The 25,360-nt window shown below is 38.3% G+C and carries 26 protein-coding genes and 2 pseudogenes; 14 read left to right on the top strand and 14 right to left on the bottom strand.

All coding sequences use genetic code 11. The features are described from left to right. The first annotated feature begins 198 nt into the window (after positions 1 to 198). Positions 199 to 924, top strand: a complete 726-nt coding sequence (locus PLEUR7319_RS0125220; RefSeq protein WP_019508009.1) for a bifunctional 2-polyprenyl-6-hydroxyphenol methylase/3-demethylubiquinol 3-O-methyltransferase UbiG — start codon at positions 199 to 201, stop codon at positions 922 to 924. Between the two features lie 75 nt (positions 925 to 999). Here PLEUR7319_RS0125220 and PLEUR7319_RS0125215 read toward each other — a convergent pair whose 3' ends face one another. Then, positions 1,000 to 1,704: a hypothetical protein gene (locus tag PLEUR7319_RS0125215; RefSeq protein WP_019508008.1), complete on the bottom strand. Its 705-nt coding sequence runs from the start codon at positions 1,702 to 1,704 to the stop codon at positions 1,000 to 1,002. Positions 1,705 to 1,758: 54 nt separating this feature from the next. Next, the gene (locus tag PLEUR7319_RS0125210) at positions 1,759 to 1,995 is read right to left on the bottom strand and encodes a WGR domain-containing protein (protein ID WP_019508007.1); all 237 of its coding nucleotides are present in this window, start codon (positions 1,993 to 1,995) and stop codon (positions 1,759 to 1,761) included. 224 nt (positions 1,996 to 2,219) lie between these two features. Here PLEUR7319_RS0125210 and PLEUR7319_RS36670 point away from each other — a divergent pair. Beyond that, positions 2,220 to 2,519 (top strand): annotated as a pseudogene (locus PLEUR7319_RS36670) (Hsp20/alpha crystallin family protein); the annotation flags it as partial. A 200-nt stretch (positions 2,520 to 2,719) separates the two neighbouring features. Here the strand turns inward: PLEUR7319_RS36670 and PLEUR7319_RS0125200 are convergent. The 6 genes from PLEUR7319_RS0125200 to PLEUR7319_RS39680 all read right to left on the bottom strand — a co-directional run bounded on the left by PLEUR7319_RS0125200 (position 2,720) and on the right by PLEUR7319_RS39680 (position 9,860). Continuing rightward, a complete protein-coding gene (locus PLEUR7319_RS0125200) occupies positions 2,720 to 3,493 on the bottom strand; it encodes an SDR family oxidoreductase (protein ID WP_019508005.1) in 774 nt (257 codons plus the stop codon). 13 nt (positions 3,494 to 3,506) lie between these two features. Next, complete coding sequence (locus PLEUR7319_RS0125195; RefSeq protein WP_019508004.1) at positions 3,507 to 4,580, bottom strand: low specificity L-threonine aldolase; 1,074 nt, start codon at positions 4,578 to 4,580, stop codon at positions 3,507 to 3,509. A gap of 108 nt (positions 4,581 to 4,688) precedes the next feature. Then, entirely contained in the window at positions 4,689 to 5,291 is a 603-nt protein-coding gene (gene cysE, locus PLEUR7319_RS36665; RefSeq protein ID WP_019508003.1) for a serine O-acetyltransferase, read from the bottom strand. Between the two features lie 197 nt (positions 5,292 to 5,488). Next, on the bottom strand, positions 5,489 to 6,289 hold the full coding sequence (locus PLEUR7319_RS38535) for a cupin domain-containing protein (protein ID WP_019508002.1): 801 nt from the start codon (positions 6,287 to 6,289) through the stop codon (positions 5,489 to 5,491). A gap of 190 nt (positions 6,290 to 6,479) precedes the next feature. Beyond that, entirely contained in the window at positions 6,480 to 9,623 is a 3,144-nt protein-coding gene (locus PLEUR7319_RS0125180) for a hypothetical protein (RefSeq protein ID WP_019508001.1), read from the bottom strand. Between the two features lie 114 nt (positions 9,624 to 9,737). Next, positions 9,738 to 9,860 (bottom strand): transposase, encoded by a 123-nt coding sequence (locus PLEUR7319_RS39680; RefSeq protein WP_237743689.1) that lies wholly within the window; start codon positions 9,858 to 9,860, stop codon positions 9,738 to 9,740. An 84-nt stretch (positions 9,861 to 9,944) separates the two neighbouring features. On the opposite strand from PLEUR7319_RS39680, the pseudogene PLEUR7319_RS43665 reads away from it, so the two are divergent. The 3 genes and pseudogenes from PLEUR7319_RS43665 to PLEUR7319_RS40920 all read left to right on the top strand — a co-directional run bounded on the left by PLEUR7319_RS43665 (position 9,945) and on the right by PLEUR7319_RS40920 (position 11,491). Further along, positions 9,945 to 10,975 (top strand): annotated as a pseudogene (locus PLEUR7319_RS43665) (ISAzo13 family transposase). A 9-nt stretch (positions 10,976 to 10,984) separates the two neighbouring features. After that, the gene (locus PLEUR7319_RS41455) at positions 10,985 to 11,140 is read left to right on the top strand and encodes a hypothetical protein (RefSeq protein ID WP_158441875.1); all 156 of its coding nucleotides are present in this window, start codon (positions 10,985 to 10,987) and stop codon (positions 11,138 to 11,140) included. Between the two features lie 123 nt (positions 11,141 to 11,263). Beyond that, positions 11,264 to 11,491: a hypothetical protein gene (locus PLEUR7319_RS40920; protein ID WP_144054376.1), complete on the top strand. Its 228-nt coding sequence runs from the start codon at positions 11,264 to 11,266 to the stop codon at positions 11,489 to 11,491. A gap of 34 nt (positions 11,492 to 11,525) precedes the next feature. Here the strand turns inward: PLEUR7319_RS40920 and PLEUR7319_RS0125160 are convergent, their stop codons facing one another. Then, a complete protein-coding gene (locus tag PLEUR7319_RS0125160; RefSeq protein WP_019507997.1) occupies positions 11,526 to 12,662 on the bottom strand; it encodes a glycosyltransferase family 1 protein in 1,137 nt (378 codons plus the stop codon). 182 nt (positions 12,663 to 12,844) lie between these two features. Then, the gene (locus PLEUR7319_RS0125155; protein WP_019507996.1) at positions 12,845 to 13,225 is read right to left on the bottom strand and encodes a DUF423 domain-containing protein; all 381 of its coding nucleotides are present in this window, start codon (positions 13,223 to 13,225) and stop codon (positions 12,845 to 12,847) included. Between the two features lie 132 nt (positions 13,226 to 13,357). On the opposite strand from PLEUR7319_RS0125155, the gene PLEUR7319_RS0125150 reads away from it, so the two are divergent. The 4 genes from PLEUR7319_RS0125150 to PLEUR7319_RS0125135 all read left to right on the top strand — a co-directional run bounded on the left by PLEUR7319_RS0125150 (position 13,358) and on the right by PLEUR7319_RS0125135 (position 17,223). Continuing rightward, positions 13,358 to 14,263, top strand: coding sequence for an amino acid ABC transporter substrate-binding protein (locus PLEUR7319_RS0125150; RefSeq protein ID WP_019507995.1), 906 nt, complete (start codon positions 13,358 to 13,360; stop codon positions 14,261 to 14,263). Positions 14,264 to 14,591: 328 nt separating this feature from the next. Next, complete coding sequence (locus PLEUR7319_RS36650; protein ID WP_019507994.1) at positions 14,592 to 14,957, top strand: hypothetical protein; 366 nt, start codon at positions 14,592 to 14,594, stop codon at positions 14,955 to 14,957. A gap of 87 nt (positions 14,958 to 15,044) precedes the next feature. After that, positions 15,045 to 16,856: a globin domain-containing protein gene (locus tag PLEUR7319_RS42865; RefSeq protein ID WP_019507993.1), complete on the top strand. Its 1,812-nt coding sequence runs from the start codon at positions 15,045 to 15,047 to the stop codon at positions 16,854 to 16,856. A gap of 40 nt (positions 16,857 to 16,896) precedes the next feature. After that, positions 16,897 to 17,223, top strand: a complete 327-nt coding sequence (locus tag PLEUR7319_RS0125135) for a hypothetical protein (protein ID WP_019507992.1) — start codon at positions 16,897 to 16,899, stop codon at positions 17,221 to 17,223. Between the two features lie 23 nt (positions 17,224 to 17,246). Here the strand turns inward: PLEUR7319_RS0125135 and PLEUR7319_RS38530 are convergent, their stop codons facing one another. Further along, positions 17,247 to 19,331, bottom strand: coding sequence for an ABC transporter substrate-binding protein (locus PLEUR7319_RS38530; protein WP_019507991.1), 2,085 nt, complete (start codon positions 19,329 to 19,331; stop codon positions 17,247 to 17,249). 368 nt (positions 19,332 to 19,699) lie between these two features. Between PLEUR7319_RS38530 and PLEUR7319_RS0125125 the strand changes: the two genes are divergently transcribed. Genes PLEUR7319_RS0125125 through PLEUR7319_RS0125115 form a run of 3 tightly spaced genes read left to right on the top strand, consistent with a single transcriptional unit; the run spans position 19,700 to position 21,413 of the window. Next, positions 19,700 to 20,092, top strand: coding sequence for an SHOCT domain-containing protein (locus PLEUR7319_RS0125125; RefSeq protein WP_019507990.1), 393 nt, complete (start codon positions 19,700 to 19,702; stop codon positions 20,090 to 20,092). Positions 20,093 to 20,114: 22 nt separating this feature from the next. Then, entirely contained in the window at positions 20,115 to 20,630 is a 516-nt protein-coding gene (locus tag PLEUR7319_RS0125120; protein ID WP_019507989.1) for a ComEA family DNA-binding protein, read from the top strand. Positions 20,631 to 20,672: 42 nt separating this feature from the next. Further along, positions 20,673 to 21,413: a succinate dehydrogenase/fumarate reductase iron-sulfur subunit gene (locus PLEUR7319_RS0125115; protein WP_019507988.1), complete on the top strand. Its 741-nt coding sequence runs from the start codon at positions 20,673 to 20,675 to the stop codon at positions 21,411 to 21,413. A 48-nt stretch (positions 21,414 to 21,461) separates the two neighbouring features. Here PLEUR7319_RS0125115 and PLEUR7319_RS41700 read toward each other — a convergent pair whose 3' ends face one another. From PLEUR7319_RS41700 to PLEUR7319_RS0125100, 3 genes are all read right to left on the bottom strand, one after another. After that, complete coding sequence (locus PLEUR7319_RS41700) at positions 21,462 to 21,635, bottom strand: hypothetical protein (protein ID WP_019507987.1); 174 nt, start codon at positions 21,633 to 21,635, stop codon at positions 21,462 to 21,464. Positions 21,636 to 21,757: 122 nt separating this feature from the next. Then, complete coding sequence (queF, locus tag PLEUR7319_RS0125105) at positions 21,758 to 22,159, bottom strand: preQ(1) synthase (RefSeq protein WP_019507986.1); 402 nt, start codon at positions 22,157 to 22,159, stop codon at positions 21,758 to 21,760. Between the two features lie 192 nt (positions 22,160 to 22,351). Next, entirely contained in the window at positions 22,352 to 22,894 is a 543-nt protein-coding gene (locus PLEUR7319_RS0125100; protein ID WP_019507985.1) for a hypothetical protein, read from the bottom strand. A gap of 148 nt (positions 22,895 to 23,042) precedes the next feature. Here PLEUR7319_RS0125100 and PLEUR7319_RS38525 point away from each other — a divergent pair, with 148 nt between their 5' ends. Both PLEUR7319_RS38525 and PLEUR7319_RS0125090 read left to right on the top strand, forming a co-directional pair. Continuing rightward, positions 23,043 to 24,017, top strand: a complete 975-nt coding sequence (locus tag PLEUR7319_RS38525; protein ID WP_019507984.1) for a M23 family metallopeptidase — start codon at positions 23,043 to 23,045, stop codon at positions 24,015 to 24,017. 282 nt (positions 24,018 to 24,299) lie between these two features. After that, on the top strand, positions 24,300 to 25,334 hold the full coding sequence (locus PLEUR7319_RS0125090; RefSeq protein WP_036800765.1) for a ribonucleotide-diphosphate reductase subunit beta: 1,035 nt from the start codon (positions 24,300 to 24,302) through the stop codon (positions 25,332 to 25,334). Positions 25,335 to 25,360 lie beyond the last annotated feature (26 nt).

The raw sequence follows: 25,360 nt of genomic DNA, 5'->3' as shown, positions 1-25,360 counted from the left end.
ATTATAAACTAATCAAAAAAATAATTTCAGTATCGAGTTTCTCAAGTAAATCAATAAGAATAATTCGATCACTGTTAAAGGCTTATTTAATACCTATCGAGGAAGCTGCTTATATCTTCTTTTTACTAGCAGTTGATTCTGTTTTTTTATGCAGTAGTGTCTAAAATGATCAGAAATAATTAATCATAGTCATAGAGTATGGCAACAGTAAAAGAGCATTACAATCAAGTTCTGGCAGATGTCTATTCTTGGATGTTGGGAGGGTTTGATCAGGGTACTCGCAAGAATCTTCAGTTTTTCCACAAGCATAATATCAGCCCAACTGGGTCGGCGATCGCAATCGATCTCGGTGCTGGATGTGGATTTCAATCAATTCCATTGGCTCAACTCGGCTTCACTGTGACTGCTATTGATTTAGATGCAAAATTGCTCCATGAATTACAAGAAAATTCTGACAAATTGAATATCACCACAATTCAAGATGATTTGATTAATTTCGAGCAGCACATCGATAGTAAAGCTGAGTCAATCATCTGTATGACCGATACTCTTCTTCATTTAGAATCAAAAAATAAGGTGAGTTTTCTGTTTAAAAAAGTATTCTCATCACTAGAAAACAAGGGCAAGTTTATTATTACCTTTCGCCAACTTGACCATGAATTATCAGAACTCGATCGCTTTATACCTGTGAAAAGTGATGAAAATATAATATTTACTTGTTTTTTGGAATATGAACCAGAAACAGTTAAAGTCCACGATCTTGTATATCAGAAAGATAATGGTAACTGGAAACTAAATAAAAGTTTCTATAGAAAGCTTCGCTTGTCAAAACAGTGGGTAGATAATCAACTTGAGAATATAGGTTTTAGCCAGGTTGAGTCTGATGTTAACAATGGCTTAATTACGATTATTGCTACTAAGTAATTTATTGATCTTTTCTGGCACCTGAATAGCAGCCAGAAACAAAAGTTCAATGCGATCGCCATTGAGGTGATAGGGTTAATCAATAATTCCTACCTCGCTAAACTCCGGTAGTCCACCCCAGTACAATCCCCAGCCCAAGAAGAACAGGCAGGCGATCAAATAAGACACAAAGAAGAAAGCCAGAATCGGCTGTTGGCGTAAATGTTGTCGTCCCCAAATCAAAGTAAAAATGACAACTCCTACAGCAAATGGGACACCTAGAATAGTCGTCGCCGATTCTACAACATCGATAAAGTAGTTGAACCCGTGAATAATTCCTGCCGTAATCTCAAATTTCAATCCCGAACGTTGCTTGATAAAAGGGTTTTGCCACTGTCGATAAATTAAAAGTGCAGACAAGCCCGCAAGTCCAAAATGCCAAATATAGTGACTGAGTATTTCATCATAAAAATGAGTCAGTTGTTGAACTTCACTGCCAGAATCGGCTGATGTTAGATGTCCGATGGAGTTAGCGACTAAGTGCATACCTTGACCTTCAACCCACAGGGCGGCAAATAGAAGAAACACGAGCATCTCCTTTTGGTTTGGTGAACGTCGAGGATGAATTTGAAACAGCAACCAGTAAAGAGGAATTAAAACTAAGGAAGTTAAAAGGTCTAGAACATCTCCATTTTTTAGTAACGGATAAAGGGCAAACTGACCACTGAGAAAAGCTGGAGTGATGATAAAGACAGCAAATACAATAGCGAAGATTAATGTCAGATGAGCCAGACGTTGCATTTCACTTACCTCCACTGATGCTCAAAGAGGCTGTCTTGCAAAAGTTAGAAATTTTCACCTCCTGACATATCCCCGTTTCTGACGACGAGAAGCTTGTTTTTCGTACCAGAGTAAACCCGTTTGATAGTCGGGACAAATTGTGGAGTTAGAGCGACCAAAATCCTGTTTGATGGCACTGCCCCAGGTGCGTTTAATAATCCAATTGCCAAATAGGTCTTGGGATAATTCCAGTAAGTAAAAGCGAGTATCTTTTTGCCAGCTTGAATGTTGCCACTTTTCTAGTTGATACATAACTAATGTTCAATATTTCAACCATTAAAATCAGCATATCAATCATCGTCGTGCTTGAAAATTTCTAATTCGTAATTTCTCTAAAACTCCTGCTGCGGAATTAACTGAAACTGATGATGCTTTGAATCTATAGCATTACGCTTTAAGCTTAGGACATAATATATTGGTTCAAAGGGAATAGGGAATAGGGAATAGAAAATGTCCTAATGTTTTCTCGTAGTGCTATAAAACTAGAAGTTCCTGGTATGTCAGCCAAAGATTTAGACATTCAAGTAATGATAGATCGAGTAGCGATCGCAGGGGAAAGAAAATCTGAAACTAAATCAGAAGAAGATGGTAAAACTCGCACTGAATTCCGTTACGGTAAATTCCAAAGAGTAATTCCTCTCCCCTCACGTATCCAAAACACTAATGTTACCGCAGACTACAAAGACGGCATCCTCAATTTAACTCTACCTAAGTCTGAAGAAGAAAAAAACAAAGTAGTCAAAGTAAATCTTTTACAAGAAGAAGCTGCTGAATAATCTTCTAAGGGTAATCGATCAACAGTCATATTAATCAATATTGAATCCCGGTTGCTCATGTAGTGACTGGGTTTTTTATTGTAATTTAGTTATTTTTTCTAGCAACATGAACAGCAGCCAGAAAAGAAAGTTCAATGCGATCGCCAAAGTTTTGCAGCTTTTCCCTTAATTTTGCAAATAGTAACTTTTTAAGCTGTTCACTATTTTTGTCGATTAACCATCGTCGCGCTTGATTGATCCGTAGCTAATACTAACACTTCGCTCATATTAACGTTGGAAGGGCGAGTAGCACAAAAGACAACAATTTCGGCAATATCGTCGGGAGTTAGAGGATTCATTCCCTGATAAACTCTTTTGGCTTTCTCCGTATCTCCGCGAAATCTAACGTTACTAAAATTAGTTTCTACTGTACCAGGATCTACGGAACTTACCCGAATTGGAGTACCAAACAGATCCATTTTCAACCCTTCAGATAAGGCTCTAACCGCTGCTTTAGTGGCGCAGTAAACATTACCCCCTGGATAGTTTTGATGCCCAGCAATTGAACCAATGTTGATAATATGTCCCTGATTGCGTTCCACCATCCCAGGCAAAAGCGATCGCGTTACATACAATAAACCCTTAACGTTAGTATCGATCATTTCTTCCCAGTTTTGGATATCCCCTTCTTGCAGCTTATCCAAACCGCGACTTAATCCTGCATTATTGACCAAAATGTCGATATTACGCCAAGATTCGGGCAAAGAAGCAAAAGACTTTTCTACCTCACCTCGCTCCCTTACATCCACCTCTAATAAGTAGACTTTGCTCTGATAAGCTTGCTTTATTTCGGTAGCAACGACCTCTAGTTTATCTCGGCGACGGGCAGCCAAAATCAGCGACACCCCTTCTTTAGCAAACATCTTTGCACAAGATGCACCAATACCACTACTAGCACCAGTAATTACCACAGTCTGCTTTTCAATAGAAACCATATCAATATATTAGTTATATTTGTAATAAGCGTAATTGACAATTGACAATTGACAATTTTGCCACTTTGCTTACAGCATCAACCGCAAAATCAATATCAGCTCGAGAAACATCTAAATGAGTGACTGCTCGAATTGAGTGACCAACGGCTCCCATTTTTACACCACGCTCTTGTAACAGAGCAAGAAATGTGGCGTTGTCGAGTCCTAGTCTCGAAATATCAAAGAAAACAATGTTTGTCTCGGGTTTTGTGTCTCGAACCGTAATTTCTTCAATTTCACTGAGTCTTTGAGCTAGATAAGTTGCGTTGTCGTGGTCTTCTTGTAAACGTTCAACATGATGGTCAAGTGCATAGAGACAACCTGCTGCAACAATGCCAGCTTGACGCATTGCGCCACCAAAAATGTGTTTATATCGACGTGCTTCAGAGATGAACTCTCGTGTACCCGCAAGAACGGCACCAATTGGTGCACCCAGTCCTTTAGTAAAGTCAATCCAGACAGAATCAACACAGGCAGCAAAATCCTTGGCTGTAGTTTGAGATGCAATAACTGCATTTAAAAGTCTTGCCCCGTCCATATGGGTGGCTAAATCTTGTTGACGGGCGAAATCGCAAACCTCACGTAGTTCATTAAGCTGCCAAACCGAACCCCCTGCAAAATTGTGGGTTTGCTCGACACATAATAAGCGTGGAATAGCACGGTAAAGATAAGGAGCAGTTGAAACTCTTTCAAGTGCTCCTTCCAGTGCATCTACAGTAAAGATTCCTCGCTTACTAGTAATGGGTTCCATTAGTACGCCAGAACTTAAGGCTGCCCCCCCCGATTCGGCTCGAATAATGTGTGACATCTGTTCTGCTAGGACCACATCTGCAGGGCGAGTATGAGTTTTGATTGACACAAAGTTGCAAATGGTTCCACAAGCAAAGAAAAGAGCATCTTCTTTACCTAGTAAATCTGCAACCCGTTCTAGTAATTGGTTGACGGTCGGATCTTCTCCTTTTTGCTCATCTCCAACTTCAGCATTGGCGATCGCCTGTCGCATGGCTTGTGTCGGCTTTGTTTCAGTATCGCTTGAAAGTAAAATCATTTCTCAATTCTGCTAATAATTTGATAGTTCTGTAGAAATAGTGATTAGAAGTTAATTACAGTCTTCTCTATGTCGTGAGTCTTGAGAATCTCATTCTAAATCTTTGATTTAGGATGAGAGTGTGTCAACTTGCTGAGAAATAACTCGACCAGGTATGCCGACTACTGTAGAGTTGGGGGGTATGTCTTTGAGAACTATGGAAACAGCACCAACACGAGTATGACTGCCGATCTTAATATTACCGAGAATTTTTGCTCCTGCGCCGACAGTAACATTACAGCCCAAAGTGGGATGACGTTTACCAGTTTCTTTACCCGTTCCGCCGAGGGTTACACCTTGGTAAAGTAAACAATAATCTCCTACCACTGCGGTTTCGCCGATAACTACTCCCATGCCGTGGTCAATAAATACACCTTTGCCAATAATCGCGCCTGGATGAATTTCAATTCCTGTCAAGAGGCGACCGAGATGGGAAATAAACCGGGGCAAAAAGAAAACGCCTAAGTTGTGAAGTAAATGGGCTATGCGATACAAAATTATTGCTTGAGGACCAGGATAACAGAACAATACTTCTAACCAATGGCTCGCAGCGGGATCGCGCTTCATAGCGATCGCATAATCTTCGACTAGAGTATTCCCAACCGACTTAAGAACAGCCCAGTTTTTTTGATAAAAATAAACACTGTTTATTAATCTGTTGTAAGCAGTCATAGTTAACTAGCTCTTCAATAGGGTTTTCTAAAGTTAATAGTGTTTTTCAGTTGTATAAATTAAAAATGCTTATTCAGTAGATTCGATTGAAGGTGAGAAAGTTATATTCTACTGATGTAAAAAATGTAAAAACCGCGATCGAGCGCACAAAATTGCCTTTCCAATATACGAATAAAAAGGCAATTCTGATTAACCTGTTATTTTGTTCTAATCGCATCTAGAACTTTAGCTGACTTTTCGCCCACAAAAGTATTGTTAAGCATGGTATGGGAATCATCAGTTGGACCTACATCAGAATCTGGATGATAGATAATGATTCTTAAAGAGTCATCAATTGCAGAGAAGCTATGTAACTTATCTTCTGGAAGACAAAAGACTGTTCCAGTCTCCATCTTGAATATTCCTTCATTTACAGTACAAGTTCCACTCCCCGAAGCGACAAGTCCGATTCTTAACGAAGGATGGGTATGGGGAGTTTGGGATATACCTGGAGGAACGTAGAGGAAATTCAAGCAGGGTTCTCCACGTCTTAAAGGGTTAATCAGAACCGTTGAAGAGCAGCCGTCAATATAATTCAGTCTTCCTAATGGTTCAATAGGCCCTCCAATTGTGAAAAGTCCAGTGTAGTTGAGGAGGGTGGCGACTAAAACTTGTCCCGAACCATCTAAAGAGAAGTTACCTGGAACTGTAGCAAAGCTATTTTCCTGCAATAAGAACTCTCCGTTATTGCTTTTGAGGGTTACTTTGCCTTCAGAAACAAATAGAAAGTGCGTATCCTGCTCGCTATCATTAACTTCGATAGAATTGATAACCCAACGGGCGACTGATGGATGACCTGCCATAGTATAGTCTAGCTGAGTCGTCTCTAGAAACTTCTGACAGTAAAACTCTTGTATTGCTCTATTTGATTTTTCAGACAATTGTTTTGTGAGAATGCTTTCTTGTTCGGCATTATTGTAGGATTTAAAACTATTTTCAGTCAAAAAGTTGGATTTCATTGCTTTATTCTCCTTTGGGTATTGTTTATTGGATTATTAAGCTTGCTTAGTGCTATTATGTTGAGCTCTTTTCGGATATGCAGGTGGTTGTTCCATCTGAATAAAAATCTTCTCTTTAACTATTTTTTTTAAACTAAAGAGCGAAGGAGAAGAACTAGGGATGATTATTCTTATTCCTCTTCAATGAATACTACTTAGTTGCCAAAAATCCAGCCCAAGCCGAGGTGACAGCAGAAGAAAAGGCGATCGCCAACATCCAGTAAGTAGCAGAAGCGATCGCTTTCCTTGTGGCTTCTACTTGCTGTAGGGTTTGTTGTTTAACGGCTTTTGCCCGTTCGGAAGCCGTCAGTTTGATTGTTTCAATTTGCTCGGCGATATAATCTTGTATGCCTTGAATTTGAGATAAGCTCGAACTGGGAAGTATTTCCTTCGTCTCCATAATCGACGCGAAAGATTCGTAACTTAATTTTCCTAGGCGATCGCCTAATTCTTCTAAAGGTATTTCTGTGATTTTTTCTGACCACGAATCAATCAAAGATTGAAAATCAAAACTAGTCAGGCTATTTTTAATCTGATCGTAATCAAGATGAAATAAATTCAGGGAACTAAAATAATCACCCAAACGATCGAGTAGATTTTGAACTAGTTCGTTAGTTTCTTCCTGCTTGGTCTTCATCTCTGCGGATAATTGCTCGGTAATAGCTATAAAGCGATCGCTAATTTGTGCTATTTCGACGGAAGTAATATCCTGTCTGGCAGCAAGAGACTTCTTAATGTTGTCGTTAATATTGTCATCAGAAGTTATATTTGCCAACTGCTCGAGATTCTTGTCAACAGAATCACTATTGGAATCAGAAGATGCTTTTGAGCGATGAAAAATGCTTTTAAGATTATGCTCGAGGCGTTCTGCGGTGAGTTCTATTTTATTACTGTAGCTAAAGAAGTCTTCAAGTTCATCAACTACATTTTCAACTTGTTGAGAAGTACGAGTTTTCCAGCGTCGGGGGAATTTTGCCACTCGCCGGATACTTTCTCGTAACTGTTTAATTGTCTGCTGAATTTGAAGTTCGCTATCTTGCTGAACCTGATTGAGCTTGGCTTCAATCTCATGCCAATCTAATCGATCTAGTTGTTGGTTGATTCGTGTAGTTGTCTCGCTCTTGGTATCATCTAATAGTTCGGGTAAGCCTGCTTCAATTTCTGCTAGCTTTAATTTGTTCTGGAGGGCTTGATATAAATAATCGACGAAATTTTCCACTAATTCCGCAGATTTTGTTTGGATTGGCGAAATTTCTGTAATTGCCGAGCTATTTAATTTTTGCCAATTAGTTTCGATTTGAATAGCGATCGCCTTGATTCTGTCCTCATTTAATCCTTGGCGTTTTTCTAAGATTTTTACCAGCGCCAAGCAGTCAATTTCTGGTATTTGCTGTATTTCTGGTAAATTAGCTCCTGCTTCTTGCCAAAGCTGTTCTAACTTGGCATCGATCTTTTCGGAGGTTACAAGATCTATTTTGGTGTAGCGCAGATAAGATTCCAGTTTCTGTTGTAATTCCTTAGCAGTTGAGGATATTTGAGCTTGCCAATCTGTGACTTTTTTCAGCAAGCGATCGCCTATTTGGGCAAACTGTGTTGTTATCTGTTTTAGCTCGTCAGGCTCTAAATCTTGTCGTTGCTGTAACCAGGTTGAACAATCTAGTTGCTGCCAACTGGACAAAAATTGAGTTAAGGTCTCTATCCTGAACCCCGATTCAATTATTAACTGCTCCAGCTTTAACGGTAGGTTACTCGCTTTTAATTCGTTTAGTTCAACTTTTTGTAAGTAGTTTTTCAGGCACTCGCTTAATTCCTGCTTTTGTTCTAAGAATTCTGCTTCCTCGCTCAAAGACAAAACCTCTTGTCGCACTGTTTCTAAATGTTGGGCAATTTCATTGATTTTTTCAGAACCCAAGTCATCTCGTTGCTGAAGAAATGCGACGAAATCTTCTGGCTGAAATTGTTCTAGCTCAGAGCGAACTTGTACTGGATCTGCTTCGGGATCGTAAATTACCTCTTTAAATTCTTGCCAGCCTTTTTCACAGTTTAAATGCCAGGGAGGGGCGTGAGATAAATAATCTTCGACATCGTTGCTAATCGTGTTAAATGGTAACTTCAACCCTTCTTCTGCAAAATTAATTTGATGATACAGGGGTTGGAGGTTATGCCAAACATCTTCTAGCTCTATATCTGAAAGATCGACTCTGGTAAGCAGTGCGTTTTTGATTGCTTTCCAGTCTAGATTACTCCACCTTTTGATGACGGAATCAGAATTGTTATTTTCCGCTACTTGATGCGATCGCTCATCTAAATCAAAAGAATTATTCTCAGTTTCTTTGCCTACTAACTGTTCTAATCTTTGAACTAGCTGCTCAAATTGTAATTCTTCAGGATTAGCGGACTGTAAAAATTTCAGCAACTCCGTATTCAAATCTAGATCTCCAGAGCCAGCTACGGTTTGTTGCCAAACGTTTTCTAGTCGTTCAACAACTTGCTCTACTTGGGAGGTTGAAAGATTGGTACGTTCTTCGATTAAAGGAATAAAAGTTTGCCGATCTATTTTTTGTAATAAGTTAGTTTCAGCCAAAGTCTCTAAGTTCAATTGGGCAAGTAAATCAGCAAATCCCTGGCTAATTAGAGTCAAATCCAACTCAGGTGACGGTCTTGATTGCAAATAATCATCAATGCGCTGTTGCAGGTCAAATTCTGCCAAAGAAGTTTGAATTTCTTGATGGATGAGGTTGGTTGCTGCTTCTTCGGTTAAAAGTTCTAAAGCTGGATTCTCTGTTCCTTGAATTGAAGTGGCGATCGCGTCTATTAGTTGACGTAATTTTGTCGCCACCGAACCAAATACCCAGCTGGTCACAGAACTTACCGCACTGTAGCTGACCCAAATTAAAATCAGAAAGTAGGTTGACCAAATAACAATTCCTAAAGTTGCTCCCGAAACAGGATCGTTAGCAGTACTAAACCTGACAGCCAAATAACAAGCGATAAATAAGACTGAATTTAAAGTGAGTAAAATTCCCAATCCAGCGAAAAAACTAAGATTAACACTGATGCCACTGTTTTCGGATTGAGAAGATTCAGTAGCTGGTTTTGATGAAGTTTGGGGTCGATATTTAAGCAAAGAGATTCCTATTGCCAATCCGAAATTAGTCAGCAAAAACTGAACGGCAAAAGCAATCATTAATGCTACAACTATTGCCACTACAATCTGAGTCCCTACTGAAGCAGGAGGAGTGTCTGAGGAAGTAGTAGCGATCAATGTTGCAAAAAAAGCCAAGGTAGTAGGCATGGTTCAAATTAGGATTACAACATCTTCGCGAGTGTCCCTACCCTCAATCGTAGCGGAGTGGAGATAGGGTAGGGAGGGATAGCGAACTGATTTGAAGGCTCGATGCCTGAAAAATCAGTCCAGAGGACTATCTTGATTGTCTATATACTTACGTAAACGATCTATCGCTACGCCACTACTACTAGCTATGTAGTAAGACCCAGACCAAAATACGGGTTTAGAATACGTTTTATCTATCTCGGCTTTAAATTCTTTGGGACTTGCAGATTAATAGATTACCCAATAAGCTGAGGAAAAGACTGATTTCTTCCTTAACCAAGCATGCTGACTGAAAAAGTCAAATTTACCTTCAAAGATGCAGCGAAAAAGCTAACTGGACACAAGAAAAGAGCATTTATGGCTCAAGTAACCCAAGACCATTTCAATCATTCACCTCGAAAAGCCGAAAGGGAATTGGGGTGGTCAAGACAAGCGAGCGCTACGGGATTAAAGGAACTAGAAATGGGGTTAATCTGTGTCGATAATTATGGAGCTAGAGGAAGAAAGAAAACCGAGGAGATTTTACCTTTATTAAGGCAAGATCTAGAAAGTCTCTTGTCTGAAAAGACTAGCACAGAACCAAAATTTCGCTCGACTTTTAAGTATAGTCGGATTAGTGCAAGGGCAGTCAGAGAAGCCTTAATCTCTGAAAAAGGATACAGAGAAGAAGAATTACCTTCTCGTCAAACTATTGGGGAGATTTTAAATCGAATAGGTTATCGTTTAAAAAAACACAAAAAGTAAAACCGCTCAAAAAAATTCCAGAAACCAATGCGATTTTTGAGAATGTAGCTAAAGTTAATCAAGAAGCTGATGATGAGCCAACCAGCTTGAGAATTTCTATCGACTCTAAAGCGAAAGTCCAAGTCGGAAATTTATCAAGAGTCGGAAAAGATAGAAGGGCAGAATCCTTAAAAGCAGATGATCATGATCATCAATGGTCAGAGGTTTTAGTCCCATTAGGAATTCTGGATGTCCAAGGAGGGGACTTTTCTATCTATTTTGGCACATCTGCTGAAACCTCGGATTTTATTGTCGATTGTTTAAGTCGATGGTGGCGAGAAAATCAAAGTCATTACTCATCCGTAGAAGAGCTAGTAATCAACCTAGATAATGGCGCATCACAACGCAGTAATCGAACTCAATTTATTAAGCGGATCGTGCAGTTTTCAAGGGAGACACAGTTAAGAATTCGTTTAATTTATTACCCTCCCTATCATAGTAAATATAATCCCGTTGAACGATGTTGGGCCATCTTAGAAAACTACTGGAATGGGGCAATTTTGGACTCAAGAGAAGCGGTTTTATCTTGAGCCTCAAACATGAAGTGGAAAGGCAATAATCCCCAAATTCATTTGATAGAAAATAACTATAACAAAGGAATAACAGTTAACTCATCAGACTTAGAATTTTTCTATCTATTTTGGCAATCTTCGGAAAATTTACCGCGATGGGATGTGACGATTATTCCTCCTTAATCGGAAGAACTTAAAATCAAAAATTATTAGCAAAATTAATACGCGAACTTCACCTTCTTGTTTGATTGCTTAGTAGTAGACGTGGGGGAGAAGTTAGGCTGAATCTTAGTTGGGCTCAACGCAGTGAGTGAATGGATTTCTTCCGTTGGCAGGAATCTAGTTAGCGAAAAGTGTCTGCTAACTAGATTGACCCACACTTTTCTTCTTTCACTGCCCGTGATGGGTAAACTATTTTCCAGCAAGTCCCCTAGCTCTACTGGTAAACCCAAGGTTAAATACTGCGGAGGATATCAGCAACTAGCTCAGACGAAGCATCAGAAACTAGCTGCTCAACGTAGCGTAGCAGAGTAGCTGCTAGTAGTTCATTATCTTCTCTGCTTTTGCATTAGGCAGCTGACGATAAAGCATATTCGGCATCTAACACACCACGATAATAACTCTGTAGCTGTCGAGTAGCAGCAGCCCATCCCCATTGTTCTGCTTCCAGGCGGGCATTATGTCGTAATTCCTCTCGAGTTTTTGTGGCTTCAAGTAAAGATTGGGTAGCAGTAATTGCACCATCTGGATCATCTGGTTCAAATAAATAACCATTCACACCATCAGTAACAATATCAGGAATACCACCTGAGCGAGCAGCTACAACAGGACAACCAGCTGCCATGGCCTCTAATAATACTAAGCCCAAGGTTTCAGTACGGGAAGGGAAAACAAAGGCATCTGCCGAGGCAAATGCAGAAGCTAACTCTAATCCTTGAAGATAACCAACGAAATGAGTTTTGGTTCCTGCAAAATGGGTTTCTAAAGCTTCTCTAGAGGGTCCATCACCAACGATCGCCAGATGGGCCTCCGGAATTGCTTCTAGTACTGGTTTGATTTGATCTATTTGTTTTTCGGCGGAGACTCTACCAACATAGAGTAATAAAGGAGCATCAGGATTTCCTTGAGATAAACGCGATCGCATTTGTGGAGAAGCTAAATGGGGTTGAAACATCTCGGTATCAACTCCTCGTTGCCATAAATCAACCCTTTCAATGCCGTGATCGATTAGTTCTTGAACCATCGCACTAGAAGTGCAGAGATTTAGTTTAGCCTGATTATGGGCAGCTTTTAATAGTTCCCAGAGTAATCCCTCTAATGCCCCTAAGCCGTAGTGATGTAGATATTGGGGCAGGTGGGTATGATAAGAAGCCACTAAGGGAATATTCATGGTTTTGGCATAATAAATACCTCCAACTCCTAAAAAGGCTGGATTTACCACATGAATTAAGTCTGGTTGAAACTCTTCGATCGCATTTTTGGTGCCAATAGGAGGTAGGGCTAACTTAAGCTCTGGATACAATGGCAAAGGGACTCCAGGCACACCATAGACTTTTGCTCCTTTATATTCAGTCAAACCTCCTTCGGGAGCAACTACCAAAACGTGATCGCCATTGCGTTCTAGATGATCGATTGTATGACGTAAACGAGTAACAATACCATCAACCTTGGGCAAAAACGTTTCTGTAAATAGAGCAATACGCATAATAAATTAGTTAAGAAATAGTCAGTTTAGAGACCTAATGAATGTAAAAAGTATTTAGCTTTACTGCGAAATAAAAATACTAAAGTCTAATTAAGATTCAAGTAAGATTCTACAGCTAGATTCCAGAGAAATCGCTAATTAATGCCAATTAATAAATTCTTAGATTAGCTTTAAACCATTCTTTACTCAAACCTCCAGCCCGCAATAGCTAAGCAAGCCCAACCAATGATAAAAGCTACTCCACCTAAAGGAGCAATAGCACCCAACAATTTAATGCCACTTAAACTCAGGGCATATAAACTACCAGAGAATAGTATTATTCCAGCAATAAAGGCATAGCCAGCAACCACAAGTAAAGTGGAGTCAGTGGTGGTTAATCGACTAAGAAGTAAAGCTACTAAAATCAGTGCCAGAGCATGATACATCTGATATTTAGTACCAGTTTCCCAAATCTCTAATGCCCGATCGCTTAACTTTCCTTTTAAGGCATGACTGGCAAATGCACCTAAAATTACTGATATGCCTCCTAATGTTCCTGCGATCGTTAAAAATATTCGAGTCACGATTTAGTCTTAAATTAGTTATTCACAAATAATAATATTTTTTAGCAAATTCTTAAATAAAAGTGATAAAACTGGTCGATTTAACTTTTCTGGTCTAATACAGTAACTAACTTTAAAAGACAAGCATCACTTATGTTTCAATCCCTGTGGGCAAAAAAAGCTGCTATTTCTCTTTTCAGTTTAGGTTTGATGTTCTTAGCTACTCCTTCAGCTTCGGCTGAAAAGGTAGTAGAAAAAATTGCTCGTACCGGAACATTAACTGCGGGTACAAGTAAAGATGCTTTGCCCTTTGCCTATCGCAACGAACGTGGAGAGCTAGTAGGCTATTCGATAGATATTTTAGAATTAATCACTAGTCAGCTAGAAGAAGAATTAGGGCAAGAAATTGAGCTAGAACTTGTTGCTTTGCAACCCAAGGAGCGCATTCCACAATTGATTGATGGTCAAGTTGACATTGTTTGTGATGCCAGTAGCTTTACCTGGAAACGCGATCGCCAAGTTGATTTTTCTTTTAGTTATGCCTCCACAGGAACAAGATTGTTAACTAAAAGTGGTAATGATTTTTGGGATGCTGAATCTCTAGTCGCAAAAAGGATTGGAGCCTTAGCTAAAACTACTAATGAGCGTTCAATTAGACGGGCACAACCTCTGGCAGAAATAGTAATTTTTAAAGATCGCGCTGCTGGATACCAAGCACTACAGCAAGGGGAAATTGACGCTTTTGCTTCGGATGGCATTTTACTCGAAAGCTGGCTACGAAATACCTCTAATCCCGAGAATTTTCAAATAGTGGGTGACTATTCTCACGAAGGTATTGGCTGTATGGTGGCAGAAAATAATTCTCAGTTTCTTAACACGATTAACTATACTCTGGTCAAATTCATGCAGGGATTTTTAGACAATAAACCCGAGAATGTTGCGATCTTTGATCGTTGGTTTGGAGCGCAGGGTGTGTTACCTCTGAATAACGATCTGAGAAATATCATGATTGATAATATGCTGTTGTTAATTGATTTTAAAGATGAAATTATTAACTGATGCTTGATGTGGATTAATAACGCTTAATTCTGAACTATCTTATTGTTAATTTATCCTTCAAAACTATATTTATCTCTGGGGGAACTTTCCCCAGACCATGCTCTCGCGCATACTATATGCTGGAATGCAGAAATGAATTTTAGTTATTTCTAATATGAGCAAGCAAAAGAAAAGGCACTTATCTCCACTAAGTTGGCGAGAAAGATTTTTTAGTCTGCTAAAAACAAAGTATCCGAATCTACACACTCTTTACGTGACGATTAATATAATAGCTATTTGGAGTGGCATAGTCCTCGTTTCGGATTCGTGGGCACATGGCATTAATTTAATGGCAGAGTCTCCCCCTGAAATTTCTTTATCAGTACCTATTCGTCATCTAAGTTTGTTGATGTTTGGTCTTTTTTTACTTCTTGTGGACGATTTATCTCTTACAGAGTTGGTCTTGATGAAAAAGACTCATATAGAAAAAAATATAGCAGAGATGAATACTAGAGAAAAGATTTTTCATTACTTTAAGACTAAACATCCTAATCTATCAACGATTTATACTTTGCTGGCAATTATCGTATCTTGGTGTGGTATTTGGGGATTGCTTTGGGATATTCCTATCCAACCTTTTTGGCGTTCTATTTTAACGATTGTATTAGGATTGTTCTTGCTCTATATTGACGACTTTAAATTAGACGAAATTTAGAAATTAATATCTGTATTTGCCCAAAAGCAATCGTTGATTTTTTATTAATTGAGGAATAATTAATAAATTAGTAAGTACCCATAAATAATGTCATTAAAAATTGAATTAATTGAACAAAGCTTGGAGCTAATAAAACCTAAATCCAGAGATTTCGTCCATAGTTTTTATCAAAATCTATTTATAGCATATCCCGAAACAAAAAGATTATTTGCCAAGACGGATATGAAAAACCAAGAGAAAAAGCTGCTCAATTCCTTAGTGTTATTGGTAGAAAGTTTACGACAACCAATAATATTAAAACAGATTTTGGCCGATCTAGGGGCAAGACATAAACAATATGGTACACTACCTCAATATTATCCTTTAGTTGGCGAAATTCTCTTAAAAACCTTTGCCGATTATCTGCAACAAGATTGGACTGATGAAGTTAAACAAGCTTGGATAGAAACTTATAATACAGTTACTAACATGATGCTTGAAGGTGCAGGAGTAGATACATCACTTCAGCCACAAACTCCTCAGACTGCAACAACTGTTATTCAACAAGAGAGAGAGTCAGCACCACAATTTCCAAAGCCAATTCAATTAAATAAAAAGACAACTTCTACTTCACCTGAAAATATACAAATCGAACTTGTAGAACAAAGCTTTGCCAAAATTGAACCTCAAGGTTCAGCTTTTGCTGCGAGTTTCTATCAAAATCTGTTTGCTGCCTATCCTGAAACTCAACAATTATTCGCCAAAACTGATATCGGCAAGCAGGAGAAAAAATTTATTAATTCTTTGGTGCTATTGGTAGAGAGTCTGCGACAACCAGAAATATTAAAGCAAATTTTGGCTGACTTAGGGTCGAGACATAAACAATACGGTACACTCCCCCAGTATTATCCTTTAGTGGGGGATATCCTTTTACAAACCTTTGCCGAATATCTTCAACAAGATTGGACTGATGAAGTCAAACAAGCTTGGGTAACAACCTACAATACTGTTACCAACATGATGCTCGAAGGTGCTTCTGGACATACAGTTAATAAAATTCCCCTAGAAACTGAAGTTTCTCCTAAAAAACCGTTTGTTTCCTTTGATCGCCTTAATGCAAAGTTTAAGAGTAATCAAGAAAAACAAACAGTAAAAATTACTTCTCTTGCCTCACTACTTCGATCAATCTTAGATAAACTACTAGAAGAATTTTGGGCGTTACCCACTTGGGCAGTTGCAGTTGGTTCAGCATTTTTCTTATCATTTCTCTATTTAGTTGCTGACGATGAGACATTTTTAGCAGAACTTTTAGAAGGTGCAGATGCCATTAGCCTTTTAGTAGCATTGGTTTTGTATATCAAAGAAACACCCGATCGCAAAAAGGAATTCCACTATCAAGCTTGGAGTACCATCGATAATGCTAATGGGGTCAAAGTTAGCTATGCTAGGATTTTAGCTCTACAAGATTTAAATGAAGACCGAGTTCCTTTAAAGGGATTGATTGCTCCTAACGCTAATTTAGCCAAAATTAATTTGCCCAAAGCCGATCTGAGCGATGTTAATTTAACTAAAGCTAATCTCAGCAATGCCAATCTCAGTCATGCCAACTTAGGGAATGCTCTCTTGGCTCGCGTTAACTTTACAGATGCTAATTTAAGTTATGCTAATTTGGGATTTGCCAAATTGAGTTATGTCAATCTCAGTAGTGCTAATTTAAGTCATGCCAATTTAGTTTGTACCGATTTAAGAGATGCTAATCTGAGTGGTACTAATCTCAGTCGTGCTAATTTGAGTGGTGCAGACTTACACAATGCCTATTTTACTGGTGCTAATCTAAAAGATGCCAAGGTAAACGAATCAGACTTACGCCAAGCTTATCTTAAGGGAGCAACCATGCCCGATGGCTCTACTCACCCATAATTATCTGGGTATAACTAATTAAAACTAGAAAATATTGGCAATGACCTTATCAAAATCTGTATTAGCACAATATATGGCTGCTTTACTGGCAATTCCTCCAGAAAGCAATCTGGCTAAATTATTAAAGTTTTGTTTGGCAGCAAAATTAGATGATCAAAGATTAGGCAAAGATGCTTTAGAAGTCTGTCAAATGTTGATGGAAAACCCTGCCGATTTACCCTATTGGATTCAAGATATTATGGGTAGCGATCGCGAATATAGCCCAGAAGAATTAGCGGCATTTGGCGAGATGAAGCTCAATAATACAGAAGAATTTATGCAAACTTTATGGCAAGAATTAGAAAAGATTAACCTGAAGGAGATTTAATCTTTTACTCGATGTTCAAGTTTTTAAGGCTGAGGTTTACTGATAGTGTCATCTAAATTTAATCGTGAAAACTCATATTTACGAGGATTTAAAGCTGATTGCGTAATCTGAGCTAGCTGCACTTCTCCCAAGCGATCGCCCTGCTCAAAGTAAAATACACCTGTTGCCCCATCGACCAAAAAATTAGAATGGGTCAAGGCAGACTGTAATTCTGAGCGAGTATCAGACTGCTCTAGCCCCTGAATAATCGCTACAGTAGCATCATAAGCCATAGCTGTTCGCCAATTGACTTGACCACCCCAATATTCCATCGCTGTTTGGGTAAAATCGTAATTTTTGGTTTTATCTGCTAGCCAAGGAGCAGTCAAAACCATTCCCGCAACTGTATCTTTTCCCTGCTGAATTGTTTCAAAAGTATAGAGAGAGTGAGTACCAAATAAAGGTAATCTTTGCTGATTTACTTTGGCAACGGCAATTGCCGGTTTTATTCCTTTTACTGAGGCAGCCAATAATAGAGCATCAGCATTTTCTGCGATCGCTCGTTCAACTACCTTTTGAGGGTTGAAATTACTTTGAGCAAAATCACATTTAACTGGTGCAATCTCTCCGTAGTCTTGGTGTACTGCTTTCATGAATTCTTGAGCAAAAGAAGTGCTCGCAGAACTTTCAGAATCTAAACAGACAGCAATCTTGTTTGAGGATTTTGATAAGGCATAATCTGCTAAGGTATTGGCCATAATCGCTACGCTGGGAGTTGTTCGCAAAATATAGCTTCCAGCACCCGATAACTTTGTGGAGCTGCTGGTAGGAGAAACCATGACTAAACCATATTTCTGATAAATCTCTGAAGCAGCAAGCGAAGAATCGCTATCATTATGACCGACTACAGCTAAGACATTTTTATCTGCTGCCAGTTTTTTGGCTACCTGACGAACAATCTCAGGATCATTGTCATCATTAACAATTTCAACTAACAAGAGTCTTTCTTGTAAACCTCCTTGCCGATTGATCTCTGCTTGTGCTTGAGCCACACCACGCAAAATTTCCCAGGCAACTTTCGGTTTACTACCCAAAGGAACACTTACGGCAATCATAAAATTCTCTTGAGTAATTGCCTGAGCATTATTCGCATAGATTAGAGCCTCAGGATTATTGATATCTGAACCAAGAGATTGCTGAAACTTATTTCTAGCAGTTGAAAATTCACATCTCGAAAAGGCAGCTATTCCCTCATTTAAAGTGATTTTGCTTTGGGGTTGGAGATGATTATATTCTTGAGATAATAGTTTATTTCCTAGACTCATTCGTGGTGACTGGCTACTGGTTAAATCAACACAAATATCTTGTTGCTGTAAACTATGATTGTTAGCAATATTAAGTTGAGAGTTTTTATTCCAGCCAAAACCTTTAATAAATAATGATAGAAAAGGAATGCCCAATAGCAGCCAAGACCATTTTTTGGGCTGTAACTTTACCACATCTGATTGCTTATTTTCAATAAAAACTTTTTGATTAGTGAAGCGTACTTGCTGATAATTGCTAGTTGGATCAGAAGTAGTCTCTATTGATTTTTTATTAGTAGTTTGAGCCTTGTAGAAATCGGATTTTACTTGTTTGCATTTAACTTTTTGATTATCAAATAGATCATTGTTTTGCCGAAAAGCTTGAGAACTTTTAATTGTTAAAATTTGTTTTTTAACTGCTTGACATTGTTGTGTTGATAATCCTAGTTTATTTTGTAATTTTATTAAATAATACCTATCTTTATTAGTAATAATAGATTTATCACATTTAATTACAGTATTTAATTCTTCTTGATATAAGCGCTTTCTAATCTCAAGTGTTAATTTATCTTGTTCAAACTCTTTTATTAATTTATTTAAAATGATTTTTTTTACGGCTATCCTTTCTTGACCTCGGCAAATTTTATGCTCTGATTGTAGGAGGTATTGTAGAAGTTTTTTAGTTAGTAAAGGCTGTGCTTGTGTCCAATTAGTAACTATTTTGACAATTAATTTGGGGTTGTCTGCTTTATTGAGTCGGTGCATCTGTTGAACAAATTCGTCCAGAGATTGTAATAGCTTTTCTGGGAATAAATTTTGTTGCATGGGATTCCGAATAATATTTGCTTAATATTTATTTTATATCGGAAAACACCTCTTATTAAGTAGTTTTTTTGCCTGTGAATTTTAGAGAATATGGCAATTTCAGCGATCGCATCTAATACCAAGTTCTGTTTAGATACGATACTTAAAAGTAAGATTAAGGCAGGAGGCAGAAGCTTTTAAGCTAAATTAATACTCTCAGGGGAGTATTGACCAAGAGGTCTTGAAGTCGTCTTCTGGAAGTCAAGTTTTTTTAGGGTAATTAGCTTAATTATTGAAATGACTATAATCTCGATACAATTCAAAAATATAAGCTAAAGTAAATTCAATTATCGGGATCACTCAAATTTACAAATTTTTATGTCATTTATATGTCAGTGCTAGACCAATTTTTTAAACATCACAAGAAACGTCGTGTTGCGGTGGCATTAGCTTTATTAGGAACTGTTACACCGATCGCCGGACTCCATAAATTATATTTAGGACAACCACTATGGGGCATGATGTATATACTGCTATGGTCGACCCCAATTCCGCGGATTGCTGCCGCCATAGATGCAATTTGGTATGTGGTACAAGATTTGGAACAGTTTGAGCGCCAATTTAATGGTAGTAGCCAATATAATTTAAATTTCAACAATTCTCTCCAAGTAAAAGCGATCGCCGATGCTATGCGAGAGTTAGACCGGTTGCGGGAAGATGGCTTACTTACAGAATATGAATTTGAGCAAAAACGTCGTCAATTACTAGAGCATATTTCCTAAACAGTTAACATCTAAAAATTCTATGTTTAAACTGTCCCAAATTGGAATTAGAAATAAAATAGCCAACGACCCCTACTATCGTTTTCAGTCTTTACGCGAAGTTGCGATCGCTGTGGATTTAGGAATCAGCATTGATGTTAATCAGGCGACAGTAGATGATTGGTTGCGACTACCAGGGTTTTCTATTCATCAGGCGCGATCGCTGGTAGAGTTAGTTCAGATGGGAGTACAGTTAGTTTGCCTCGAAGATGTAGCAGCGGCAATTAATGTTCCTTTGCATCGCATTATACCCTTTGAGCCGATTTTAACTTTCGCTTATTATGATCGTCTAAGTTCTTTAAGTCCAGAGAAAATAAATCCTAATACAGCTTCAGCCGATGAAATTGCAACTATTGTTGGAGTAGATAGTGATTTTGCTCAAAAAATAATCGAAGAACGCCAAAAAAATGGCAAATATTGCAATATCATTGAGCTAAAACACCGCTTAAATCTTGATAGTGAGTTAACATCTCAATTAATATACTATCTGCGATTTTGAAAGTTAATAATTTGATAAATAGCCTAATATGCCATACTACCAATGAAAATCAATTTAAAAATTTGGCGACAACCTAACTCTGAAAGTCCAGGAACGCTAGTTAAATATAGTGTTCCTAATGCTCATCCTGATATGTCTTTTATTGAACTACTAGATGTTTTAAACGAACAACTAATAAAAAATAATCAAGAACCGGTAGCATTTGATAGTGACTGCGGAGAAGGAATTTGTGGCTCTTGTGGCTTAATGATTAATGGCGTAGCACACGGAGAACAGAAACAAACCGCGGTATGTCAGTTGCATCTCAGAACTTTTCAAGATGGAGATACTATAACTGTTGAACCTTGGCGGGCTAAAGCTTTCCCAATAGTCAAAGACTTAGTAGTCGATCGCTCAGCATTCGATCGCATAGTTGCTACTGGAGGTTTTATCTCAGTCAATACAGGGGCCGCACCCGATGCCAATTCCTTACCTGTAGTTAAAGAAAATAGCGATCGCGCTTTTGACTATGCTGCTTGTATTGGTTGTGGTGCTTGCGTTGCAGCTTGTCCTAATGCATCAGCATCTTTGTTTACGGCAGCTAAGATTTCTCATCTAGCATTACTTCCTCAAGGAAATCCGGAAAGGAAACAGAGAGTGCTTAATATGACAGCCCAAATGAAAACAGAAGGCTTTGGTGATTGCTCTAATCATGGGGAATGTGAGGCTGTATGTCCTAAGGGAATTTCTCTAGATGCGATCGCTTCAATGCGTCGAGAATATCTTAAAGCTGTATTTAGTTAATGGCTAATAGCAATTAGCTAATAGCCAACATCTAGGAGAGTAGAGACTTTATTGCAAACCAAGCCAAGCTAGTAAGCCTTTACCAGTCATATATTCGATGATCAAAATCGCCGCAAAACCAATCATGGCGGCACGACCATTTAGTCGTTCCGAATAAGAGTTAAGTCCAAACTTAGGGTCTTCTAAATTTGGAGTAACGCTGGGTTTAATTTCACTTTTCATTTACTATATTCCCTTGCCTAAAGTTGTTAACAAATCTTCATATCTCTTATTCTAACAGAAGTATTTGTCTTCAACAGAAGTAGAGGCGAACCGTAGTTCGCCCCTACAAACTCCGAACTCTCCTATTTTTGGTGATGCACTTCAATTACTGTATGAACATTACCTCTAGGGGTAAAATCACCTTTAATAGTAACTTCCAGAGGATCACAAGCAGACACAAAATCATCGAGAATTTGGTTTACTACTTCTTCGTGGGGAATATATTGATCGCGATAACTATTTATATATAGTTTCAAGCTCTTCAGTTCTACCACTGTCTGATCTGGAGAATAGGAAAGATAAATTGTGGCAAAATCAGGATAACCAGAAAAAGGGCATTTGCAGGTGAACTCTGGCAAAGTAATGTTGACCGTATATTGGCGACCAATTCGGGGATTAGGAAAAGTGATTAATTTTCCTTCGGCGATCGCTCTTTCTCCATATTTCAATTCTTCTTGTTTGGTTAATTCAGGAGAATTAGTCATAAAAATAGATCAGGATTATCAAGTGAACTATAACTTTAATTTTGATATCTAAAATATTATTTAGCTTAATTAGTATCAATACGAATTATATCAATATATAAGTAGCCTGATTGTAGTCAAAGCTAATAGCTAAAAGCTGATAGCTAAGAGCTTTTTCCAGATTAAATTTTCAAATTTTAGCTTCAGTCAACCCTAGTTAGCTATTGGTGTTGCTTTTTCGACAGAACCGTTATTTAGACCCATAGTAAAGCTTAACGGTGTATCAGGATAAGCTTTGACCACTTGTCGATAAACAGAATAGTTAGTGGGTAAATTGACTCTTTCACCATCTTGATCGTATTCAACTCGATATTCAACCTTACGTAACAATTGGGGTTTACCAATTTTTTCATAGGGCTTTTTTTTAGCTGCTTCCAGCTCATCTACAGTAGGTTTGGGAGGATTTTTGGGCCACCAAATACCTTTGTCGTCTTGAAACACTGCTTCTTCTGGCTTTTCTCCATTACGGTTAACCAAAGAGACTGATTCAAATGTCTCATATCTTCCTCGTTTATCCTCTAAGGGATCGTGAGTGTAATTAACTCTCCAAGTAAGGGTAGTTTCAGCGGTTGCTTCATATAGTTGAGCTTGTTGTGAGCCACAACCAATCAACATAGTTGCTAAACCTAGACCTACTGAGACCAAGTAAGTTTTACGCAGTTTTTGTGGCGATAAAACTCCTAAATATTTTTTCATGAGTATTGTTTCCAAAATGTGTATCAGTATTATCTCGTGTTGATTATAAGAGTTAAAAGTTTGACAAAAGTTAAAAGTATGTGAATATATGTAAAGAACAAAACTAACATGAACTTTAGGTAAATAATAGATCTAAATAATTTTTTAAATGAAAGTGAGGAGCATATTACTAGGACTACTAATAGCAGGAATAACTCCAATTGACCTGGCTGAAGCAATCATTCCCCGCAATCAAAAAATATCGAGTCCCGAAACTTCCTCAATAGTCACCAGTAGTAATATTACTGATTCTTGTAAAGCATCTGAAGAAAGCTGTCTCGATCTAGTAGTCGGTAAAACGCCAGAAATTGATTCAGATTTATGGTTACACAAAATAGCTAACGTCTTGCTGCCAAGCGATGTGGGTTCAGATTGTAGGCAGCGTTTAATATTTAGCAAGCCAACCTCTTCAAGCTGCGTGTTTTCTTGGAAAAGATGGCTTCACTTGAAGTCTGAAAATACACCCTCGATAGAATCACTTACTCCTGTAGCTAGTAGTCATCCTGACAATTATATTCAACCAACTACCCCTCTATCTCCACAACCTAAATTTCCCAAAGTTTCGCGTAGCAACTTGATTGTCTCGTTTCCCCAAGAAAATAGTTCTTTTTTACCTGAAAATACAAAGCTGACCAATCCTGCACCAGAAACCAGAAGGATTGCCAGCCCTTTTGGTTGGCGTCGAAGACCATACAGTAATCAGTTACAGTTTCATCAAGGAATTGATTACGGTGCGCCATTAGGTTCCCCTGTAGTGGCAGTCGGTAATGGAATTGTGACTAAAGTTGTTTCTGGATGTCTGGACTTTGGTAGTCTCGCTTGTGGAGGACAGTTAGGAAACTGGATTGAAATAGATCATGGTAATGGTGAGATAGCTACCTACGGTCATTTAAAATATAGTTCGATTACCGTTAAGGAAGGGATGAAAGTCTGGAAAAATCAAGCGATCGCCCAAGTCGGTAGCTCAGGTTGGTCAACTGGAGCTCATCTTGATTTTCGGCTGAAAGTTAATGGTAAACACGAAGATCCTGCCAAATATATTGCGGCAATCAATCATCAGAATACTAATCAAATCAAGAATTAATTAGGTTTATAGCAGTTTTCAATTAATTGAATGGACTAGGCTTAGAATTGGCTAATTCTTAGCTGATAGCTAGGGCGAAGCCCTTTACCAAGGCTATTACCTCGGAGGGAACAGGTAATGGGGAACAGGGAATAAATAAGAATGTATAACAATTGAGTTAAGCTAAGTATTATACCTACTACTAGTGCTTTATAAGAATTTTTGTTAGGCTATAGCACCGTATATAGTGTTTTCTAAATTTAAATTTCTATGACTTCATTTTTATCTCAACCTCAGAGCACCATGTCTGCCAATCCTATTTTTAATCCTGGTGGAGATGATCGGGTGGAAAATCGCTCTATTTGGTTTGGCAATACAACCAATTTAATGCAGTTGAATGACGTGCGATACTCTTGGGCAATTGGCTTATATCAACAAATGCGAGAAAACTTTTGGATTCCCCAAAAGCTAGATTTAACCCAAGACGTAACTGATTACTGGAATCTAACCACAGAAGAGCGTCGTGCTTATGATGGAATTCTGAGCTATTTAACTTTTTTAGATTCAGTCCAGACCTGTAATATTCCTCATATTAAAAGCTGTGTGACTGCTCCAGAGGTAAGCGTATGTATGGCAGAGCAAATCTCTCAGGAGGGAATGCACAATCAAAGCTATCAATATATTATCGAAACTGTAATACCAAGCGATCGCCGCCGCACTGTGTACGATTTTTGGCGTACAGATAAAGTTTTGGCAGATCGTTGTGAATTTATTGCTTCTATCTATCAAAAATATGTCGATTGTCCTACTCCAGAAAATTATTTTGTTTCTTTGTTGGCTGATTACCTCTTAGAAGGAATATATTTTTACAATGGTTTTATCTATTTTTATAATTTAGCCTCACGGATGTTGATGCCTGGTAGTGCCGATATTTTTAAGATGATTAACCGTGATGAATTAAGTCATGTCCGACTTTATCAAAAACTACTACCAGAAGCGATGCAGTTATTCCCTCATTCCTTAGAACAAATCTATGAAATGTTTGACACTGCTGTTGAACATGAATGCCGTTGGACAAATCATATTGTAGGGGATAGCGTTTTGGGTATTACCGAAACTAGTACAGAACAATACACTAAGTACATGGCTAATATGCGTTTACGTTCAATTGGGTTAGAGATACTCTATCCAGATGAACAATATAAGAAAAGCCCTTATAAACACTTAGAAAGATTTTCGGATACTAAAAAAGCTGGTCATACCAAAGCCAACTTTTTTGAAGCAGGAGTAACCAGCTATGTCATGTCTTCTGGAGTCAGTGGTTGGGATGAGATTTAGTTAGCAAATTCAGCCTTAATTCGGTT

Origin of the sequence: Pleurocapsa sp. PCC 7319, from assembly GCF_000332195.1 — a bacterium.
GTDB lineage: Bacteria > Cyanobacteriota > Cyanobacteriia > Cyanobacteriales > Xenococcaceae > Waterburya.
Note: the sequence above shows the minus strand (reverse complement) of the source record. Positions and strands in the feature narration are given on the sequence as shown.

Coding starts and splice junctions, on each gene's coding strand:
- PLEUR7319_RS0125220 (WP_019508009.1), top strand. CDS start 199: ATGGCAACAGTAAAAGAGCATTACAATCAAGTTCTGGCAGATGTCTAT.
- PLEUR7319_RS0125115 (WP_019507988.1), top strand. CDS start 20,673: ATGAAAATCAATTTAAAAATTTGGCGACAACCTAACTCTGAAAGTCCA.
- PLEUR7319_RS0125160 (WP_019507997.1), bottom strand. CDS start 12,662: ATGCGTATTGCTCTATTTACAGAAACGTTTTTGCCCAAGGTTGATGGT.
- PLEUR7319_RS0125090 (WP_036800765.1), top strand. CDS start 24,300: ATGTCTGCCAATCCTATTTTTAATCCTGGTGGAGATGATCGGGTGGAA.
- PLEUR7319_RS36650 (WP_019507994.1), top strand. CDS start 14,592: ATGGCAGAGTCTCCCCCTGAAATTTCTTTATCAGTACCTATTCGTCAT.
- PLEUR7319_RS41700 (WP_019507987.1), bottom strand. CDS start 21,635: ATGAAAAGTGAAATTAAACCCAGCGTTACTCCAAATTTAGAAGACCCT.
- PLEUR7319_RS0125200 (WP_019508005.1), bottom strand. CDS start 3,493: ATGGTTTCTATTGAAAAGCAGACTGTGGTAATTACTGGTGCTAGTAGT.
- PLEUR7319_RS0125135 (WP_019507992.1), top strand. CDS start 16,897: ATGACCTTATCAAAATCTGTATTAGCACAATATATGGCTGCTTTACTG.
- PLEUR7319_RS0125100 (WP_019507985.1), bottom strand. CDS start 22,894: ATGAAAAAATATTTAGGAGTTTTATCGCCACAAAAACTGCGTAAAACT.
- PLEUR7319_RS38525 (WP_019507984.1), top strand. CDS start 23,043: ATGAAAGTGAGGAGCATATTACTAGGACTACTAATAGCAGGAATAACT.
- PLEUR7319_RS0125120 (WP_019507989.1), top strand. CDS start 20,115: ATGTTTAAACTGTCCCAAATTGGAATTAGAAATAAAATAGCCAACGAC.
- PLEUR7319_RS0125150 (WP_019507995.1), top strand. CDS start 13,358: ATGTTTCAATCCCTGTGGGCAAAAAAAGCTGCTATTTCTCTTTTCAGT.
- PLEUR7319_RS0125215 (WP_019508008.1), bottom strand. CDS start 1,704: ATGCAACGTCTGGCTCATCTGACATTAATCTTCGCTATTGTATTTGCT.
- PLEUR7319_RS38530 (WP_019507991.1), bottom strand. CDS start 19,331: ATGCAACAAAATTTATTCCCAGAAAAGCTATTACAATCTCTGGACGAA.
- PLEUR7319_RS0125180 (WP_019508001.1), bottom strand. CDS start 9,623: ATGCCTACTACCTTGGCTTTTTTTGCAACATTGATCGCTACTACTTCC.
- cysE (WP_019508003.1), bottom strand. CDS start 5,291: ATGACTGCTTACAACAGATTAATAAACAGTGTTTATTTTTATCAAAAA.
- queF (WP_019507986.1), bottom strand. CDS start 22,159: ATGACTAATTCTCCTGAATTAACCAAACAAGAAGAATTGAAATATGGA.
- PLEUR7319_RS38535 (WP_019508002.1), bottom strand. CDS start 6,289: ATGAAATCCAACTTTTTGACTGAAAATAGTTTTAAATCCTACAATAAT.
- PLEUR7319_RS41455 (WP_158441875.1), top strand. CDS start 10,985: ATGAAGTGGAAAGGCAATAATCCCCAAATTCATTTGATAGAAAATAAC.
- PLEUR7319_RS0125125 (WP_019507990.1), top strand. CDS start 19,700: ATGTCAGTGCTAGACCAATTTTTTAAACATCACAAGAAACGTCGTGTT.
- PLEUR7319_RS42865 (WP_019507993.1), top strand. CDS start 15,045: ATGTCATTAAAAATTGAATTAATTGAACAAAGCTTGGAGCTAATAAAA.
- PLEUR7319_RS0125195 (WP_019508004.1), bottom strand. CDS start 4,580: ATGATTTTACTTTCAAGCGATACTGAAACAAAGCCGACACAAGCCATG.
- PLEUR7319_RS0125210 (WP_019508007.1), bottom strand. CDS start 1,995: ATGTATCAACTAGAAAAGTGGCAACATTCAAGCTGGCAAAAAGATACT.